Source organism: Pedobacter terrae, assembly GCF_900100705.1.
GTDB lineage: Bacteria > Bacteroidota > Bacteroidia > Sphingobacteriales > Sphingobacteriaceae > Pedobacter > Pedobacter terrae.
Genome location: NZ_FNCH01000001.1, coordinates 515,188 through 535,312 on the forward strand (window position 1 = coordinate 515,188; position 20,125 = coordinate 535,312).

Annotated in this window: 17 protein-coding genes; all 17 read left to right on the forward strand. The window is 39.9% G+C overall.

The genetic code is table 11. The features are described from left to right. The first annotated feature begins 4 nt into the window (after positions 1-4). The 17 genes from BLR60_RS02220 (at position 5) to BLR60_RS02300 (ending at position 20,082) form a co-directional block, all read left to right on the forward strand. Entirely contained in the window at positions 5-1,120 is a 1,116-nt protein-coding gene (locus BLR60_RS02220; RefSeq protein ID WP_090496414.1) for a sensor histidine kinase, read from the forward strand. 19 nt (positions 1,121-1,139) lie between these two features. Further along, positions 1,140-1,499, forward strand: coding sequence for a response regulator transcription factor (locus tag BLR60_RS02225; RefSeq protein ID WP_090496415.1), 360 nt, complete (start codon positions 1,140-1,142; stop codon positions 1,497-1,499). After that, a complete protein-coding gene (locus BLR60_RS02230) occupies positions 1,499-2,599 on the forward strand; it encodes a HEAT repeat domain-containing protein (protein ID WP_090496416.1) in 1,101 nt (366 codons plus the stop codon). The genes BLR60_RS02225 and BLR60_RS02230 overlap by 1 nt, the downstream gene beginning before the upstream one ends. Next, on the forward strand, positions 2,586-4,013 hold the full coding sequence (locus BLR60_RS02235; RefSeq protein WP_090496417.1) for a glycosyltransferase family 2 protein: 1,428 nt from the start codon (positions 2,586-2,588) through the stop codon (positions 4,011-4,013). Before BLR60_RS02230 ends, BLR60_RS02235 begins: the two co-directional genes overlap by 14 nt. Before the next feature lie 37 nt (positions 4,014-4,050). Continuing rightward, positions 4,051-5,310, forward strand: a complete 1,260-nt coding sequence (locus tag BLR60_RS02240) for a YaiO family outer membrane beta-barrel protein (RefSeq protein ID WP_208600549.1) — start codon at positions 4,051-4,053, stop codon at positions 5,308-5,310. A 128-nt stretch (positions 5,311-5,438) separates the two neighbouring features. Then, a complete protein-coding gene (locus BLR60_RS02245) occupies positions 5,439-6,182 on the forward strand; it encodes a glycoside hydrolase family 16 protein (protein WP_244155577.1) in 744 nt (247 codons plus the stop codon). A 1,584-nt stretch (positions 6,183-7,766) separates the two neighbouring features. After that, on the forward strand, positions 7,767-8,651 hold the full coding sequence (locus BLR60_RS02250) for an alpha/beta hydrolase (RefSeq protein ID WP_244155567.1): 885 nt from the start codon (positions 7,767-7,769) through the stop codon (positions 8,649-8,651). Positions 8,652-8,773: 122 nt separating this feature from the next. Beyond that, the gene (locus BLR60_RS02255) at positions 8,774-9,676 is read left to right on the forward strand and encodes an SDR family oxidoreductase (protein ID WP_090496421.1); all 903 of its coding nucleotides are present in this window, start codon (positions 8,774-8,776) and stop codon (positions 9,674-9,676) included. Between the two features lie 44 nt (positions 9,677-9,720). Further along, a complete protein-coding gene (locus BLR60_RS02260) occupies positions 9,721-10,635 on the forward strand; it encodes a helix-turn-helix domain-containing protein (RefSeq protein WP_208600550.1) in 915 nt (304 codons plus the stop codon). Between the two features lie 376 nt (positions 10,636-11,011). Continuing rightward, positions 11,012-12,712, forward strand: a complete 1,701-nt coding sequence (locus BLR60_RS02265; protein WP_090496423.1) for a ribulokinase — start codon at positions 11,012-11,014, stop codon at positions 12,710-12,712. Next, complete coding sequence (locus tag BLR60_RS02270) at positions 12,709-13,410, forward strand: L-ribulose-5-phosphate 4-epimerase (protein ID WP_090496424.1); 702 nt, start codon at positions 12,709-12,711, stop codon at positions 13,408-13,410. Before BLR60_RS02265 ends, BLR60_RS02270 begins: the two co-directional genes overlap by 4 nt. 380 nt (positions 13,411-13,790) lie before the next feature. Then, on the forward strand, positions 13,791-15,284 hold the full coding sequence (gene araA / locus BLR60_RS02275; protein ID WP_090496425.1) for an L-arabinose isomerase: 1,494 nt from the start codon (positions 13,791-13,793) through the stop codon (positions 15,282-15,284). 463 nt (positions 15,285-15,747) lie between these two features. Further along, positions 15,748-16,512, forward strand: coding sequence for an SDR family NAD(P)-dependent oxidoreductase (locus BLR60_RS02280; RefSeq protein WP_090496426.1), 765 nt, complete (start codon positions 15,748-15,750; stop codon positions 16,510-16,512). Positions 16,513-16,546: 34 nt separating this feature from the next. Next, entirely contained in the window at positions 16,547-17,401 is an 855-nt protein-coding gene (locus BLR60_RS02285; protein WP_090496427.1) for a fumarylacetoacetate hydrolase family protein, read from the forward strand. 1 nt (position 17,402) lies between these two features. Beyond that, positions 17,403-17,732 carry an L-rhamnose mutarotase gene (locus BLR60_RS02290; protein ID WP_090496428.1) on the forward strand — a complete coding sequence of 110 codons (330 nt, stop codon included), beginning with the start codon at positions 17,403-17,405 and terminating at the stop codon, positions 17,730-17,732. A gap of 12 nt (positions 17,733-17,744) precedes the next feature. After that, positions 17,745-18,566, forward strand: a complete 822-nt coding sequence (locus tag BLR60_RS02295; protein WP_090496429.1) for an amidohydrolase family protein — start codon at positions 17,745-17,747, stop codon at positions 18,564-18,566. A gap of 346 nt (positions 18,567-18,912) precedes the next feature. Next, positions 18,913-20,082, forward strand: a complete 1,170-nt coding sequence (locus tag BLR60_RS02300; protein WP_090496430.1) for an alpha-hydroxy acid oxidase — start codon at positions 18,913-18,915, stop codon at positions 20,080-20,082. The last annotated feature ends 43 nt before the right edge of the window (positions 20,083-20,125 follow it).

Sequence of the window (20,125 nt, forward strand, 5' to 3'; positions counted from 1 at the left end):
AGCTATGTCAGCAAGGAAATTTCCAATTCTGCTGGTGGATGATATCCCGGCTAACTTAGAGGCACTTGAAGGTATGCTTCAAAGTGAAACCAGAACGTTTCTAAAAGCGGGCAGTGGTACTGAAGCCCTACAGCTCGTAATGAAGAATAAAGATATCGGGCTGATATTACTTGATGTACAAATGCCAGATATGGACGGGTTTGAAGTGGCCCATTATGTTAAATCTTATAAACCCTCTAGTCTGGTACCCATTATTTTTGTTACGGCTATCAGCAAAGAAGAAAAATTCATTATGAAAGGCTACGATCGCGGAGCAGTTGACTACTTGTTCAAACCGCTGAACGTAGATATCACTCGATCGAAAGTTGAAGTATTTGAAAAATTATACTTGTTTCAAAGGGTGCTGCTAGACAGCTTAGCCGAGAACGAGCAGGTAAATAGCAAACTTCAGCGATTTACCAACATTGTAGCCCACGAACTAAAATCGCCACTAACCGGAATGATCTCCTTAGTGGAGTTACTACTGGAGGATGAACGGCTGTTGGTCTTGGATGGTATTCCAGAATACTTAAACTTACTATCTAATGCTGCTATGCGGTCTTCAGAGATGATCGACCATCTTTTGCAAGACTCGAAGGTGGCCAATGCTAAAGTTGTTGTGGAGATGGTAGATACCAATGATCTTGTGTCAGAAATGATAAAATTACTATTTACCACCAGGCCAGCGGAAACAATTATTCATGAAACGCTTCCTGTATTTCAAACGAACAGATTAAAACTACAGCATGTATTCCATAATTTGATCAGTAACGCTATAAAATACAATGATAAACAAACTATTAAAATCGAAGTAGGAAGTATAGAGAAAGAGCGTTTTTATGAATTCTTTGTGAAGGATAATGGTCGCGGGATCAAAGAAGAAGATTGCAAAAGAATCTTTGAACTTTTTGAAACTGCAGGTCCATCAACGGAAAGTGAAACAGCCACAGGGGTCGGTCTGAATATTGCAAAGATGTATGTTGAAGAACAAGATGGAAAAATCTGGGTCGATTCCTCACCAGGAATAGGAAGCTCCTTTTACTTTCAATGGAAAAAGGCTGATTCAAATAGCAATAATTAAACCCTTAACATGTATAATTATGAAACTTCTTATAATTGAAGACGACGTACTCATCAGAAAAACAGTAGAAATGAAATTTCGTAAGGAAGGCTTCGAGGTAGTTGCTGCCATTGATGGCAAAGACGGGATGGAGAAATTTAAAACCATAGATCCTGATATCGTACTAACAGATATCATGCTGCCTTATATAAGTGGGTTGGAGATTGTACGTGCGATAAAATCAGGGCCTGATAAGCCTATACCCGTGATTGTCTTTTCTACCATGGGGCAGGAAGCGATGGTAGAAGAAGCTTACCGCTTAGGTGCTGATGAATTTGTGAAAAAGCCCTTCAGTCTGGCCGAACTTGCAATTAGAGTTAAAAGACTAACTAAAAATTGATGTCAGCTAAAGATTTATTTGGTTTAATTAAGGAAAGCAATACATTCACATGGCTTATTATGGCTTCCGTGCTTTTTTTTTCGACCGCTCTGATGATCATTCTGGCCACACTCCTTTACCAGATTATAAAAAGAAAACGCCTTAATAGTCGGCAGTCTTTAGAAGACACCCTCAACGATTGGATTGCTAAAGTATTAGCATTTGAAGATGAATTCTTACCAATGCCTGAGCAGCTATCTGTCTATTTTAAAAACACTGAATATCACCCTTATATTACAGCACAATTAATTGTAATCAGAAAAAACATTTCTGGGACTGCATTACATAAAATCATTAATGTTTATGAGCAATCTGGACTAAAAGCAAGTTCGGTGGAAAAACTGCGAAGTAATTCCTGGCAGGTCAAGGCACTTGGAATCTATGAACTGTACATGATGATGCAGAAGGATATGCGAGTTGAAATTAGTAGATATACCAACAGCAAGGATGATTATGTACGTGCGGAAGCACAAACAGCCATGATAAGTTTTGAAGGCTTTTCAGGCTTAAAATTTTTGGATACCCTAACAAGGCCACTAACGGAGTGGCAGCAGCTGAAATTAACCGAACAACTTCTAACATTGAATACGGAGCAAATTGTTGGTTTGGAAACATGGCTCCAGTCGAGCAATGCCCAGGTGGTTATTTTCGCATTGAAACTAGCGGCTAATTTTCAGCAGCTGCAATTGCATGAGGCAGTTGTGAATTGTTTGTCCCATGAACACGAAAAAGTAAGAGCAGAAGCTATTTTTACCCTTACCAAAATAGCAGATATTTCAACACCAGACCGGTTAATTGAACAATATGTTACTGAAACTGATTTTAATAAGCGAAACATACTTATTTCGTTACGTTCCATCTCTGGTGATGAGCAGTCCATCTTTCTTCAGGAACAGTTGAACAATGCTAACAATGAAATCAAGTTGCTTGCTGCCCTTGCCCTATTAAATACCTGTACGCATGCAGAACAGATCCTGATGGAAAAAGCGAAGCACCAGCAAGATCCCTACCGTATGATTTTTTTGCATGCTAAAAGAGAACTAACGTATGATCTGGATTAATCTGATTTCCGGTGTACTGACGGGAACTATTCTTGTATACTCCGTTGCATTATTAGTTTTTTATACTTTTATTGCCTTGTATTCAATCGGCGACACAAAGCGATACCTATATAAAAACGCATTTACTGATTACCGCCTGTTAGCCTCGTCGGCTCAATTTCCTTCGGTGAGCATTTTGGCGCCTGCTTATAATGAATCGGCGACGATTGTAGAGAACGTTAAGTCGCTCCTTTCACTTTATTATTCTAATCTGGAGGTTGTGATTATTAACGACGGCAGTAAAGATAACACCCTGGAAACTGTTATTCAGGCATACGACCTGGAAATAGTTGATTTTTATGTCAATTATAAAATTCCAACAAAAGATGTGCGAGGGGTTTATAAAAGTCGCAATCCGGTCTATAAGAACTTATTGGTGGTCGATAAGGTCAATGGTGGAAAAGCAGATGCGCTTAATGTAGGTATAAACACGTCCAGTCACGATTATATTATTTGCATTGATGTAGACTGTGTACTTGAGCAGGATGCAATTTTGAAAATGATGAAGCCGTTTCTTGAGGAAACGGATCAAAAAGTTATTGCCTCGGGCGGGGTAGTTCGTATTGCAAATTCTTGTGTGATTGAAGATGGTAAACTCATAGAAGTTCGATTGCCGGAAAGTTATTTAGCCCGAATGCAGACACTGGAATATATCCGTGCATTTCTTTTAGGACGTATGGCCTGGTCGCGATTAAACGGGCTTTTGTTAATTTCAGGCGCCTTTGGCGCATTCGATAAAGCCCTGGCAATTAAGGCCGGAGGATATGATGTGAATACAGTTGGTGAAGACATGGAGTTAGTGGTACGCATGCGCCGGATGATGGAGGAAGCAAAGCTACCCTACCGGGTAACTTATATTCCTGACCCACTTTGCTGGACTGAAGCCCCTACTAACAAACTTATTTTAGGAAGACAACGGAATCGATGGACAAGAGGCACTATAGAAACGCTAAAGTTTCACCGGGTAATGTTTTTCAATTATAAGTATGGCGTACTTGGACTCCTCAGCTATCCCTACTGGTTTTTCTTTGAAATGCTGGCGCCTGTAGTGGAGTTCGTTGGGTTTTTCGCTTTCATCATACTAACATTATTAGGCCTGATAGATTGGCACATGTTTGTTGGCTTACTACTATTTATTTTAAGTTTCGGGTACATGTATTCAACCTTTGCTATATTCATTGAAGTTGCCACATACAATCAGTACAAAAGATTGAGAGATACCGGAAAACTTATTTTAGCTGCGTTTTCAGAGCCGTTCTATTTTCACCCTTTTGTGGTCCTATCTGCAATCAGGGGTTACCTGGACTTCATCAGAAAAAAGCATAGTTGGGGGGAAATGACCCGACAGGGATTTAACACTAAAAAGAATAGCTGATCCCGAATCTGGTAAAAATGACTTAAAAAGACGATATATGTTTGAAAAACTGAGCCTATTTGGATATTATATAATGCTCCTGCTGAATTTACTGGTCGTTCTGCCAGGTAGAGCACAGCAGCAAGACGAAGGAAAAGAGGTGCTTTTTGAACAAGCAAAGAAGGCCGCATTCGATCAGAAAGATTATAATAAAGCAATTGAACTCACGAAAAGAGTACTTGCAAAAAATCCTGAGGTTATCGAGTATACCATTTTCTTGGGGAGGCTTTACACCTGGAGCGAAAAGTTGGACAGCGCCCGCAAAACATTCAGATATGTCTTAGAAAAAATGCCAGCACATGAGGATGCCACTTTAGCTTATGGAAACCTGGAGTACTGGAATAGTAACCCTGCAATTGCTTTGAAAATAATTGAACCAGGCCTTCGGGCCTCCCCAACATCAAGTTCGTTATTGCTATTGAAAGCACGGGTACTTCATTCTTTGAACCGAGCTCCTGAAGCCGGCCTTGTTCTTTCGCAATTGTTAAAAATCGATCCGAAGAACTCAGAAGCAAGGGCATTGGCAAACATTATTAAGGAAAAAAGTTCACTAAACAAGATTAACCTAAGCTATGATTACATTTATTTTGACGAACAATTTGAGGATCCCTGGCAAATAGCAAGTGTAGGATATGCGCGTCAGACCAAATTAGGCGCGATAGGAATTAACCTGAATTATGCCAATCGATTCAATGATAATGGTTTTCAGGCAGAACTGGAAGCTTATCCCAAAATATCCAAAACCTTTTACGGCTATGTATCGGGCGCCTATTCTGCGAACAAGGGGGTCTTCCCCGGATACAGGGCTAGCTTCTCCTTATTTGCAAACCTACCTTCCGCCTTTGAAGGGGAAGTTGGTGTCAGGTTTATACATTTTAGTCAAACAAACACCATATACACTCTTGCGCTGGGAAAGTACTACAAGAATTACTTGTTTAACATACGGACATATCTTACACCATCTAAAAACAATATTGCACAGGCCTACTCAATGAACGTCAGGTACTACTATGGAGGTGCGGATGATTATTTAAGTGTAAGCGCAGGAACTGGAATCTCACCTGATGATACCCAGAATAATGTGCTTCTAGATTCCAGTTACCAGCTTAAATCTACAAATCTCTCAGCAGCATATCGGCACGCGATAAATTTTAAAAACGTCTTCAGTATTGGTTTGACCTGGTTCAATCAAGAATATAAACAACAGAAATGGGGAAATCAGTATAACATTAATTTAACTTATCAGTTTAGATTATAAGAATGATTAGCAAAGCTTATTTTAACCTACTGGGGTGAAACACTAATTCTTTTTATTGTATCATGGTAGTAGCTTAGTTCGCAATGTCCGTATTAAATTCCTTTAAAATAGTAATTGTATTGTTGCTTATGATAGTCGCTTCTACATCTTTTTCGCAAGAATTATTTGACAACTTTAGTGGCGAAAAGCTGGATCGCTCCATTTGGAAAGCTGCAAATCGGAAATGGGGCGAGCATGAAGCAGGTATCAGTCACGGAGGAGTGGTACCTGCTAATGTGTATTTGAAAGACGGGAAATTGGTGATTTGCGGAAATGGAGATCTGTATACGGGAGCTGTTAAAGGCCATGGACAGTCTCAACGCGTCGGCGGCGCAATATCTACAAGAAGGCGATTTGGACCTGGACGGTATGAGATTTGTGCAAAAATTGTTCCTAAGCTTGGTGTACTATCAGCATTCTGGACATTTTACTATAAAAACAGAGACATGAACCATGAGATTGATATAGAAATTCCAGCTATTGATTCATCAGGAAATTATAATCTCAATTGGGGAACTTTCGCCAGCTGGAAGGGCCTTTCTGCGGGCGACAATGGCAGTATTAATAAATATCTGGGAAATATAACCGATGGTAACTTCCATATATTTCGGTTCGATTGGTTTGCAGCAACAGATGGTGAGCCATCAAAAGTAAATTGGTATGTAGACAACAAATTGCTTTATACGTCTTCTGAATCAATTCCAGATAAACCGTCACATTTCTGGGTAGGGGTTTGGTTTCCCTGGTGGATCGGTTCGGCCGATTTCGAGACAGAATTCATGTTTATAGATTGGGTAAAAATAAGTGCTATCTCCCAAATGTCAGGTAATTAAAAGTGAGTGATTTGTAAACCGGCATTGCGCCGCCTTTGTAGTTCTTGCAGTGTTTATAGCTTTTTGACACCGTAATTTGTAAACCTCAGAGGAATGGAACCAAAATCTGCGTTTAGAACACTTCGAAGATATTTGATTTCACCCTAAAAACACAAATGCCGCTGTACTTATCGTATGGCGTATTGTAGACCCAGACTTACTAAGGTCGAGCCATCAAATTTTATGGACATAAACATGTACGCTATCAATTCCTTAATTCCGAATCGCTGACTAGAAGATTTAGAATCTTCTAGTCAGCGATTCGATCCCGGCGTAGGTTCCCCTACTGGTGACCGAACCAATCTTCGTTTCCATGCGGTATAGCCATATAAAAAATAGGCGAAAACCAAAAAAAACTATCTGCTATAAAGAAGGGTCGTACACCAAGTCCGAGTCGAATCTAAAAAATAAGATCATTGAATCTAGATTTACATTTTTTAGTATAAAATGCTATATTTATGTATAGCATTTGCAGCTATTCTCTATTAAATAAAAGGTGCGTTATTCGGGGAGTTCTGATTTCAAACCACTCAAAAATATTGCAAACGTTGATTTTTACACGAGGTGTAAATCCCAGCGGGATCACAGAAATCCTCCAACGAAAGTTGCAGGATTTTTTGTTTAAAAGGATTCCGCTATGCTAAAATCCCAAAGTCGTTTTTGCCCCTACCCGGGCTGCTCCGACACAGCGATACACCCACTAAACCTTAGGCTAACCTTCTCTTTACCTCTTATTAAGTTATTGTTTACCTGCCAATTGAAAGCGAGGTAAATCTTCAACCGATCTGATCTAAACCAGGGCTAAAACTCAACCGAAGTAAGTGTAAAGTAGCATGCAAGCAAGTACGAAGCAGACCTGGCCGGAAGGTGGCCTAAACGTGGGGTAAATGTGGCGTGAAGGTGGAATGGGAATATTCTTTTTGGAGTTTTTTAATCAGACGGATCGATTTGGATGATCATCCCTTTTTGATTATCCTAATATACTAAAATTATGGCTAGCCAAAATGGAATGATTAAAATTAATGGACAAGGGATGTTTTTTTATCGGCTTTATGTTTGTTGAAAAAAGATTTCTGAACCACAGCTTTATGGTATTTCATCAACGGGTTAACGTGAGGCTATATCAAAAATATTTATGCTGGCCCACTAAGCAAATAATATTTTGAGACGTTGTCATTCCCAATTTATTCTTTGATAACTTTCTCTCCAGGTACGGTGATATAAGGTATTGTCGTGATTACCGGAAGACGAAACTGCAGCTTTATAAAAATCAGGGTAAGTTCCCCATGCAGCTACAGCCATTCTTGTACATCGGTGAAAACACTGCCGCAAACTATACCTTTGAAATAAACGGGATGGATAGGCTTAGTAAGTAAATCAGCACACTTTTTAACTGTCTTAAATCAGCTTAATGAGCATGTTTTGCCTACCCTAAATTAATCCAAAACCGAAAGTCAATCACATATTTTTCCAAATTGAGTGAATAGATCTGAAGAAATTCTTAATTTTCAAAAAAAATCTAATCAACAAAGCGGATTGTTCTTAATGAAAATAAAATTGTACGCCTATAAAATATTGCTCTTTACATTGCTCATTTTTTGTAAACTAATGGCTTCAGGGCAAATGACAAACCAAAAGTTGGTAAGCACTAATAAACCTTTTGTTTTAGGCCACATAGATGAAATCCAATCAAAAGCATTAGCGGAGAAAAGAATCCTGAACATATATCTTCCCGAAGGTTATAAACAATGCGACACCACAAAATATCCGGTAATCTATTTGCTTGATGGTTCTGCTGATGAAGATTTTATTCATATCGTTGGGCTTGTACAGTTTAACAGTTTCGAATGGGTAAATCAGGTGCCAAAATCAATTGTGGTAGGCATTGCTACAGTTGATCGTAAAAGAGATTTTACTTTTCCAACATCGATTGAGCGCGATCAAAAAAGCTACCCCACTACCGGCCACTCTGATCAATTTATTTCTTTTATCGAAAAAGAACTTGAACCTTATATCCAGTCAAAGTATAAAACGAATTCCAATAAAACCATTATTGGTCAATCTTTAGGAGGTTTGCTTGCTGCTGAAATTTTAATTAAAAAACCTATACTTTTTAATCAGTACATCATCATTAGCCCTAGTATATGGTGGGACAATGGCTCCTTGTTAAACCAGGAATCAAAAATCAACGGAAGTAATTTTAATCAGCAGACTAAGGTTTATATTGCGGTTGGGAAAGAAGGTTTAACACCAACCGAAGTACCTCGGGTAATGGAAGTTGATGCAAATTTGCTGGCCGAAAAGATCAAAGGTTTTAAAAATGTAAAAGTGTATTTCGACTATTTACCACAAGAAAACCATGGCACAATCATGCATCAGGCGGTTTCCAATGCTTTTAAATTTCTATATCCTATCGCTAAAAAGGATTAGTACCAGTTAAATGCTTCACGATCAATATAGACAGTAAATCACTTTCGGCTACAAGAAACTACTTTTCGGCTACAAGCGTGCAGAAACCAAACCTGAACTTTGTTTCATTAAATGATATCAAGATGAAAGTATTTGTTACAGGTGCTACAGGTTTCGTAGGAACCGCCGTAGTACAGGAATTATTAGCCAACGGGCACCAGGTTTTGGGTTTGGCCCGCTCGGAAGAATCAGAAAAAAAATTGCTTGCAGCCGGGGCAGAAGCACTGCGTGGAGATTTAAACGATTTTGAGGGTTTAAAATCAGGCGCTATCGCCTCGGATGCAGTGATTCATTTAGGGTTTGTCCATGATTTTACAAAATTTGAAGAAATGTGTAAACTTGATGGAAAAGTGATTGAAGCCATAGGTGAAGCTTTAATGGGAACAGATAAACCGTTTCTCATCACGTCGGGAACTGCACTTTTTTCAAAAAACGGAATTACAACTGAAAAAGATCTTTCTGTAAACAATCCTTATCCCCGAATCGCAACAGAAAATGCAGCTGATGCTGTAGCCGCAAAAGGTGTAAAAGTTGCCGTGATAAGACTCTCACCCTCCGTTCATGGTAAGGGAGATGTAATTGGTTTTGTTCCAACCTCCATTAATATTGCAAAAGCGAAAGGAAAGGCTGCAATGATTAATGATGGTCGTAATTTTTGGCCGGCTGTTAATGTTCTGGATGCAGCTAAATTGTACCGGTTAGCCCTGGAAAAACCTTTTATAAGCGGAATAAGATATCATGCAGTTGCCGAACAGGGAATTCCGTTTAAAGAAATTGCAGCTTTTATCGCCGAAAAATTGCAGCTCCCAATTGTTTCCTTAACAAATGATGAAGCAGCAGCACATTTCGGCTGGTTTGCACATTTTGCAAAACTTGATAACCGGACTTCAAGTGAAGCAACTCGGGCAGCTTTAGGCTGGACTCCTCAATACCCAACTTTGATGGAAGATTTGCAAAGTGGTGTTTATTTCCAGGAGGTAAAATAGCCTGTACCTTTTAAATTCATTAAATTTGATTAAATATTAAACTGATGTCTGATTCGCCAATAAGAATAAAAACCATCTCTCAATTCCATACTTTACGTGGCCTCCCAAAGCCCAAACATCCGCTCATCAGTGTGATTAATTTTGAAGATATGGCGCCGGCCCGGGAAAGTGTGAAGCAGCGTTTGATGTTTGATTTTTATATGATTTCTGTCAAAAGAGATATGGATCATAAATATAGGTACGGACAGCAGGATTATGATTTTGATGAAGGTGTAATGTTCTGTATGGCACCACATCAGATACTAAGTGTGATACGGGAAGAGAATGGCAAAAATCCGTCCGGATGGATGATGATGATCCATCCGGATTTTCTATGGAATACCCCATTGGCGGGCGCGATCAAGAAATATGAATTTTTTGATTATTCCGTTAATGAAGCCCTATTTTTATCGGAGGAGGAAGAGATAAAAATTCAGCAGATCACTGATAATATCAAACAGGAATACCAAACCAACATTGATCAATTCAGTCAGAACATTATTATTTCTCAGCTGGAAACACTTTTGAATTATTCAGAGCGGTTTTATCAGCGACAGTTTATTACGCGTCGCAAATCGCATCATCAATTTTTAGAACGACTGGAAATACTGCTCAAAGATTATTTTGAAGGAAATAATCTCAAAGAACATGGCTTGCCAAGTGTTCGTTTTCTTTCCGAAAAATTCAATATGTCGCAATACTACATGCGGAGTCTTTTGAGAACGTTAACCGGACAAACTACCCAACAGCACATCCACGAAAAGCTCATAGAAAAAGCCAAAGAAAGACTCTCTACAACTGAACTTTCCGTGAGTGAAATCGCTTATGAATTAGGTTTTGAGCATTCTCAATCTTTTAGTAAATTATTTAAAGCTAAAACTGATATTTCGCCGCTCGAATTCAGGAAGTCCTTGAATTAAAATGATGCTCATTCCTCTGGTTACTTACAGCAGTAAAAGGTCTGATTTTTTTACTATAAATGTTTGCATTGAGATTAGATATCTGTCAAAAGGAATCGTCAATCTGCATGCTCATAACGGCAGAATGCAAGGTAATATCCCGCTTCTCACGGCAAGAGAAACGCAGCGACCATTTTTAGACAGTTTTCAATGCTTATAAATTCGCTATCCTATTCCAAAAAAGGAGTAATCTTTAAAAAATGCCTAAATTAATAGCGCTGGAATTCTATAATTAATCGTACTCCCGTTTAGGTAAAAATTGATGTTTTTAATTAAAAGAATAATTAAATTTTTTAATTCAAATAAATAAACGTTAATTAGACATTTATTTATTGTTATGAGCAAAGCAAACTATGTAATTGGAGTAGATTATGGGACTGATTCTGTCCGGTCTGTTCTAGTCGATACCGCAGATGGAAAAGAAATTTCGGCCTCTGTTTTTCTTTATCCGAGATGGCAGAAAGGTTTATATTGTAAACCCGCTGTTAACCAGTTCCGTCAGCATCCCTTAGATTATGTTGAAGGTTTAGAACATACCATAAAAGATTGTTTAGCCAAAGCCGGCGGTGCAGAAATTGCATCTCTGGTAAGAGGTATTTCAGTTGATACCACCGGTTCCAGCCCAGTTGCAGTTGATGCCACAGGCACTCCCCTGGCCTTAACACCTGGTTTTGAAGAAAACCCAAATGCCATGTTTGTGCTTTGGAAAGACCATACAGCAGTTAAAGAAGCGGCAGAAATTAACGGGCATGCTACCCAGTTCAAAACCAATTATTTAAAGTATGTGGGCGGAATTTATTCGTCTGAATGGTTTTGGGCAAAGCTATTACGTACCTTAAGGATAGATCAGTCTGTTCGGAATAGTGCGCAGTCTTGGGTAGAGCATTGTGATTGGGTGCCGTTTTTACTTTGTGGAGGCAAGGATGTGACAACGATGAAAAGAAGTCGTTGCGCTGCCGGACACAAAGCCTTATGGGCCGAAGAATTTAACGGCCTGCCACCAGAAGATTTCTTTAGCAGTCTGGATCCGCTTTTGGCTGGTTTCAGAGATAAATTATTTAATGATACCGACACTTCTGATGTTGCCGCAGGCAACTTATGCGAAGAGTGGGCAAACAAACTGGGCTTAAGTACCGATGTAGTAATTGGTGTAGGCGCTTTTGATGCACACATGGGCGCAGTTGGCGGACAAATTGAACCTTATTATTTAAGTAAGGTAATGGGTACCAGTACCTGCGATATCTTAGTGGCACCTAACCAGGATTTGGATGGTAAATTGATTAACGGGATCTGTGGACAGGTTAACGGTTCTGTAATTCCGGGTATGGCAGGTTTAGAGGCAGGTCAATCTGCTTTTGGCGATGTATACGCCTGGTTTAAAAATTTAATCAGCTGGCCATTAAACCATTTGCTAACTGAATCTGCATTGATTGATGAAGCTACGGCGATTGCGCTAAAAGAAGAGCTGGAAGCTAAGATTATTGCCAATTTAAGTAAACAGGCTGAATCTTTAGACGACGAAGACTATGCAGAACTGGCTGTAGATTGGTTAAACGGCAGAAGAACACCAGATGCCAACCAGGAACTAAAAGGTGCCATTACCGGTTTGGGCTTAGGTACCGATGCTCCGCGGTTTTTCCGCGCATTGGCAGCAGCAACCTGTTTTGGTGCCAAAGCCATTGTAGATCGTTTTAAAGAACAGGGCGTACCTGTAAAAGGTATTATTGGCATTGGTGGTGTGGCTAAAAAATCAGCTTACATTATGCAAATGATGGCCGATGTACTCGAAATGCCTATCCGTATTCACCGTTTTGAACATACCTGCGCTTTGGGTGCGGCCATGTTTGCCGCAGTAGCAGCCGGCATCTACCCCAATATTGAGGCTGCCATGCAAGCCATGGGTACTGGTTTTGAAAAAGAATACAAACCTAACGCAAAAAAGCAAAAGCTTTACCGCCAGCATTACCAGCAATATTTAGGCCTTGGCCGTTATTTGGAGAAATACAGCAAAAAAGACGTTAAACCTTATTTATCATGAGCAACTATCAGGATATAAAGCAACAGGCTTACGAAGCCAATATGCAGCTGCCCAAATTGGGCCTGGTACTGTTTACATTCGGTAATGTAAGTGCTGCAGACCGCTCAAAAGGCGTATTTGCGATTAAACCCAGTGGTGTACCTTATGAAGATTTAACACCTGACAAAATGGTGATTGTAGATTTTGACGGGAATACGGTTGAAGGTACACTTCGCCCCTCTTCAGATACAAAGACCCATGCGGTTTTGTACAAACACTGGGAAGATATTGGTGGCGTAGTGCATACCCACTCTACTTACGGTACCGCATGGGCACAGGCACAAAAAGCCATCCCAATTTTTGGTACCACCCATGCCGACCACTTAACGGTAGATATTCCATGTGCGCCGCCAATGGACGATGCCATGATTAAGGGCAATTACGAATATGAAACGGGTTTCCAGATTATGAATCATTTTGAAAGTCTGGGCTTAAGCCATAAAGAAGTAGAAATGATTTTAGTAGGCAACCATGCACCTTTTACCTGGGGCAAAACGGCCGAAAAAGCAGTTTACAATAGTGCAGTGCTAGAGGCCGTGGCACAAATGGCTTTGTTAACCCAACAAATTAATCCACAGGCACCTAAGTTGAAAGATTCGTTAATTGAGAAACATTATGAGCGTAAGCATGGTGCCGGAGCTTATTACGGACAGCAGTAGTGAGTTTGGATTCTTTAGTTTGTAGTGGTGAGCATTTGAAAAACCATTGCAGTGGTGCGCGGGTAACGACGTCCCTGCCATACGCTGTAGTCCGATGAAACCCTCGAAACAAGCAGGCACACCCTAAATTAAATACAAAAAATTGCTTAAATCGGGAGCTGCCGCTACTGTCGGTTTAGTATGGTAAGGTATACCCGGGTAACCTAAACCTGATTGGAGTGAGCATGAGCCTTACCGCAGGTGGGCGAATAAAACGCAAAGCAGGACTATCCTAACCGATGAAAACAGGAGCCGACTTTACTAAAAAAGAAAAGAATATTTCGGTGTTTAGGAAAAAACCGATAGTAAAAACAAAAATTTAAAAAACAACATAAAGCATAATGATTGATTTAAAAAAATTACAGGTTTGGTTTATTACCGGCACACAACATTTGTACGGTGAAGAAACCTTAAAACAAGTAGCAGAACATGCACAGCAAGTGGCTGATTCATTGAACCAAAACCAAGATATCTCTGTTTCGGTGGTTTACAAGCCAATTGTAAAAACAACAGAGGAAATTTTTGAAACGTTACAACAGGCCAATATTGATGAAAACTGTATTGGGGTAATGACCTGGATGCATACCTTCTCGCCCGCCAAAATGTGGATCAGGGGCTTAAATGTATTGCAAAAACCTTTGCTCCACCTGCATACCCAATTTAACCGTGATATTCCCTGGAATACCATTGATATGGATTTTATGAACCTGAACCAGAGTGCACACGGCGACCGCGAATTTGGCTTTATGGTTTCGCGTATGCGTAAAGACCGTAAAGTGGTGGTTGGGCATTGGCAAGATGAAGAGGTAGCCAAACAAATTGATACCTGGTGCAGGGCTGCGGCCGGATGGAACGATTGGCAGGGCGCTAAATTTGTACGTTTTGGCGATAACATGCGCTTTGTAGCCGTTACCGATGGCGATAAAGTGGAAGCAGAAATGAAATTCGGTTTTTCTGTAAATACTTATGGTATTGGCGATTTAGTAGCCGTGATTAATGGAATTGATGAGGAAGCTATTCAGGCTTTGTTAAATGAGTATGAAGCTACTTATGAAATGGCTGATGATTTGAAAGCTGGTGGCGCAAGACATCAATCGGTTTACGATGCAGCTAAAATTGAGTTGGGATTACGTAAGTTTTTGGTTGATGGCGGCTTTAAAGGTTTCTCTGATACCTTTGAAGATTTACATGGAATGATTCAGTTGCCAGGTATTGCAGCGCAGCGTTTGATGGCGGATGGTTACGGTTTTGCCGGTGAGGGCGACTGGAAAACTGCAGCTTTGGTACGTGCATGTAAGGTAATGGGCGCTGGTTTACCAGGTGGAAATGCATTTATGGAAGATTATACGTATCATTTCGATCCGGCAAATGCAATGGTATTGGGTTCGCACATGCTGGAGGTTGATGCCAGTTTAGCTTCAGGAAAAGCAAGTTTAGAAGTACACCCGCTTGGCATTGGTGGTAAGGCCGATCCGGCTCGTTTGGTATTTAACGTAGGTGGTGGCGATGCGCTTAATGCTTCGTTAATTGATATGGGTAACCGCTTCCGTTTGCTGGTAAATGAAGTTAAAGCTGTTGAAGCGGAAAATGACCTCCCTAACCTACCGGTAGCACGTGTGCTTTGGAAGCCACTTCCGGATATGAAAACGGGTTGTGCAGCATGGATTTATGCCGGCGGAGCACACCACACCGCTTATAGTCAAAACTTAACTACCGAGCACTTATCAGATTTTGCCAATATTGCCGGTTTGGAATACATCAACATTGGCGCCGATACTAAAATCAATCAATTCAGGAATGAATTGCATTGGAATGAGGTATTTTATAAAGGCTAAGCTAAACAAACCTTAAATTATAAAAAGCCGATAATGATCTAAATTATCGGCTTTTTTTTAGCAATTATACTCTGAATTTCTTTGCCGCGATCAAATCGCTGTTCCCGTTCATCCGCGTTACAAACGCGGACGATTTTATTATTCTTATGCAATCGTCATCCTGAACTTCCGCCAGGCCAGTCGGACGGGTGTATCAGGATCTTTAAATGAATATGCTCATTTTATAGATGCTGAAATAAATCCGATAGCTAGCTATCGGATCAGTATGACGTCATTGGGTTAATTTATGGCTAAAATTTAATTTTCCATACTCAACAGTAGTGAAATATTTATTTTAAGCTGCCCTTTTCGATTGGATTATCCAGAACGGTGTATGACAATATTTGTTAATATTTAGGCAAGAAGATAAAATTTTTAGTAAAGAATATTTATTTTATTTGTAATCTAATCATTTATCATACACATGTTTTCACTCAAAAATAAAAAAGCGGTAGTTACAGGAGGCGGAAGTGGAATTGGCAGGGCTATAGCAACTATATTGGCTAAGCAGGATGCCGAAGTTCACATCATTGAACTGGGGATTGCACAAGCAAAAGATACACTCGATGAAATTGAAGCAGCCGGTAAAATGGCTTTTAGTTATGCATGCGATGTTTCAGATCACCAGGCGGTAAAAACTGTTTTTGAGCAGATTGGAAGTATTCATATTTTAGTCAATAACGCGGGCATTGCGCATATTGGCAAAGCCGATACTACTGAAGAAAGTGATTTCGACCGGGTAATGCGGGTAAATGTTAAAGGGGTTTACAATTGCCTATATGCTGCTATTCCACAAATCCGCTCGGCTGGCGGAGGCGTAATCATCAATATGGCCTCTATTGCCGCCTTAGTAGGCTTGCCAGACCGTTTTGCTTACAGTACCGCGAAAGGTGCGGTAAAAGCCATGACCATGAGTGTAGCCAAAGACTATATCGGCGAAAATATCAGGTGTAATTCTATTTCTCCGGCAAGAGTACATACGCCCTTTGTAGATGGTTTTTTGCAGAAAAACTATCCGGATCACATTCCTGAAATGTTCGAAAAATTATCCAAAACCCAACCGATTGGCCGTATGGCTAAACCTGAAGAAATTGGTGCACTTGCTTTATATCTATGTAGCGACGAAGCTGCGTTTATTACCGGTTGTGATTACCCGATTGACGGTGGATTTACAACCTTGAACAATTAATATTATTTTTAAATACAAAATATAAATTCTTAACATGAAATTAATAAGATTTGGCGAAGCAGGAGCAGAAAAACCGGGCGTAATTATTGGTGATAATTACTTTGATGTATCTGCATTGGTGAGCGATTATAACGAAGCTTTTTTTGGTGGAGATGGTTTAGAAAAGCTAAAATCAGCTATCGCATCTGTTGATTTGCCACAAATAGATAAAGGCGTACGCTTAGGCCCGGCTTTGACCCGCCCATCCAAAATTGTCTGTGTAGGCTTAAACTATAAAGATCATGCCGCCGAAACCAATGCGCCTATTCCAACCGAGCCCATTTTGTTCTTCAAAGCTACATCAGCTATTGTCGGCCCGAATGATGATCTGATTATTCCTAAAAATAGTAAAAAAACCGATTGGGAAGTGGAACTAGCTATTGTTATTGGCAAAAAAGCCAGTTACGTAACCGAAGAAAATGCTTTGGATCATATTGCAGGTTATGTATTGCATAATGATTATAGCGAGCGCGAATTCCAGATAGAACGTAATGGACAGTGGGTTAAGGGAAAAAGTGCCGATACTTTTGCGCCAATCGGGCCATTTATTGCCACACAAGATGAAATTGCAGATGTACATAATCTACGCCTTTGGTTAACTGTTAACGGCAAAACGTTACAGGATGGCAATACCTCAAACCTGATTTTTAACATACCCTTTATGGTTTCATACATCAGCCAGTTTATGACCCTTTTACCGGGAGATGTGATTACCACAGGTACACCCGCTGGTGTAGGTTTAGGGCAAAAACCAGCGCCCTGGTATTTAAAACCTGGTGATGTGGTAGAGCTGGGTATTGACGGTTTAGGAACCAGCAAACAAATAGTTAAAGCTTACGCTGAAAATTAATATGAATAGATATTGCCTGGCACTTGATCTGGTTGATGATCCAAAGCTTATCGAAGAATACAAGCAATATCATCAGTCGGTTTGGCCAGAAATTAAAGAAAGTATCAGCTCTTCCGGAATCGAAAACACGGAAATATACCTCACAGGTAACCGCCTGTTTATGATTATGAAGGTAAATGAAAGCTTTTCATTCGAAGCCAAAGATACAGCCGATCTGGCTAATCCGAAGGTACAGGAATGGGAAACCCTGATGTGGAAATTCCATTCTTCTTTACCAGGGGCTAAACCTGGCGAAAAATGGATCTTGATGGACCAGATATTTAAATTGTAATACCATTATAAAATGATTGATACCCACGTACATTTTTGGAATTTCGATCCGGTTAGAGATAACTGGATTAACGACGATATGAAAATCATCCGCAAGGATTTTGCTCCCGAAAATATTTTGGATATTTATAGTGAGTTAAATATTAAGGGATGTATTGCCGTACAGGCGAGCCAGTCGGAAGAAGAAAACCATTTTCTCCTGAAACTGGCAGCGCAGCATGAAATTATAAAAGGTATTGTGGGCTGGGTTGATTTGCTTAATCCCCATCTGGATGAGCGTTTAAGCTACTGGCAAAATTATAAGACCATTAAAGGCTGGCGACATGTATTGCAGGCCGAGAACCGTGATTTTATCCTGAATCCTGTTTTTATTGCTGGCGTTAAGCAGTTAAAAAAATACAACTATACGTACGATTTGTTATGCTACCACAATCAATTGGAAGCCATTATACAGCTGGTTGATCAAATTCCCGATCAGCCATTTGTACTAGACCATTGCGGCAAACCGGATGTAAAAAGTCAGGATTTAAAGAAGTGGACAGCAAACATCAACACTTTGGCTGCAAATCCACATGTACAATGTAAAGTATCAGGCCTTTTAGCCGAAGCTGATTGGCAAAACTGGACGGAAAAAGAACTATTCAATTGCTTTGATGTAATATTTGAAGCGTTTGGCCCTGAACGCGTCATGTATGGTAGCGATTGGCCGGTCATGCTGATTAGCAGGCCTTACCAGGAGTGGTTTAATCTGGTCAATAAATACACAGAAAGATTTACCGTTGCGGAAAGGAGACTAATCTTTTCCGATAATGCGAAAGCTTTTTATCGGGTTTAATATGCTTGATTCTTATAATTGCCGTCATCCTGAACTTGTTTCAGGAACTATTAAATTTAGTAAATAGGAAATAAGCATGAAAGATGCTGAAACAAGTTCAGCATGACGAACCTCGCCTGCTTGGATGCTTTTGAAAAGAGTGTAATTCAACCTCATTACAAAGCACTGTATTAGGATATCATATTTTATGGTGTAATTCTAATTATTCCTTACTGGTGTAAACAAATAATTAATGATATCCAAAACCGATCGATACAAAATAGCAGATAGTGCAGGATGGAAAATATCATACAAAACATTAGTTTTCATTTTTTAAAACACCATCTGACCAACACCATATTTAATTATGAGTAAAAAGATTACATTCCCCTATAATCCTCAATTCCCTTCTGTAGCCGATTTAAGAAAAAAAGCAAAATCAAGAATCCCTAAATTTGCTTTTGATTACCTGGAGGGTGGTTGTAATGAGGGACTTAATTTATCGAGAAACGAGAGCGACTTCGATAATATTTACCTTAAACCAAATTATTTACGTGTTGGTGGAGATATTGATATGTCGGTCGAGCTTTTTGGACGTAAATACAGCACGCCTTTTGGTATTTCACCTATCGGTTTACAAGGTTTAATGTGGCCGAATGCACCTGAAATTTTAGCTAGGGCTGCCGCTAAAGCCGATATTCCGTATACTTTGAGTACGGTATCAACGAGTAGTATCGAACGCATTGCAGAGGTTTCGGAAGGAAAAGCCTGGTTTCAGCTCTATCATCCTACAGAAAATAAATTAAGAGACGATATTTTATCACGTTTAAAGGCGGTCGAATGTCCGGTTTTAGTGGTGCTGGTAGATGTTCCTGCTTTCGGTTTAAGGTATAAAGAAATTAAAAGTGGTCTTTCCATACCGCCAAAAATGTCGGCAAGTAATATTTTACAGGCTTTCGCAAGACCGTTGTGGGGCATTAAAACACTGCAGCATGGCATCCCCTCTTTTGCGACCTTGAAACCATACATGGAAAAAGGAATGGATATGTCGCAACTGGGACAGTTTATGAACCGAACGTTTACCGGTAAAGTCGACATCGAAAAGGTTTCGGCCATCCGCGAAATCTGGAAAGGACCATTGGTATTAAAAGGCATAGCCACCGATGAAGATATGCAGGCTGCTATTCAAATTGGTGTTGATGGGGTAATTGTTTCCAATCATGGTGGAAGACAGATTGATGCGGGTGAATCATCGATCAACTCTTTAATTAAACTCGCCGGAAATGATGCCTATAAGTCAAAACTGAAGATCATGCTGGATGGCGGAATCCGTTCGGGGGTTGATTTAGCCAGGGCACATGCGGTAGGTTCTGAATTCAACTTTATGGGCCGTCCGTTTATGTATGGCGTTGGCGCTTTAGGTGATGAAGGCGGTGAACATACGATCAATATGTTTAAAACCCATTTATACCAGATTATGCAGCAACTTACGATAGAAAAAATCTCTCAATTCCCTGAAAGGTTATTGGAAGTATAAACGTCATTTATTTATCTTTATTGGCTCTCAATGTGTTTCGGTT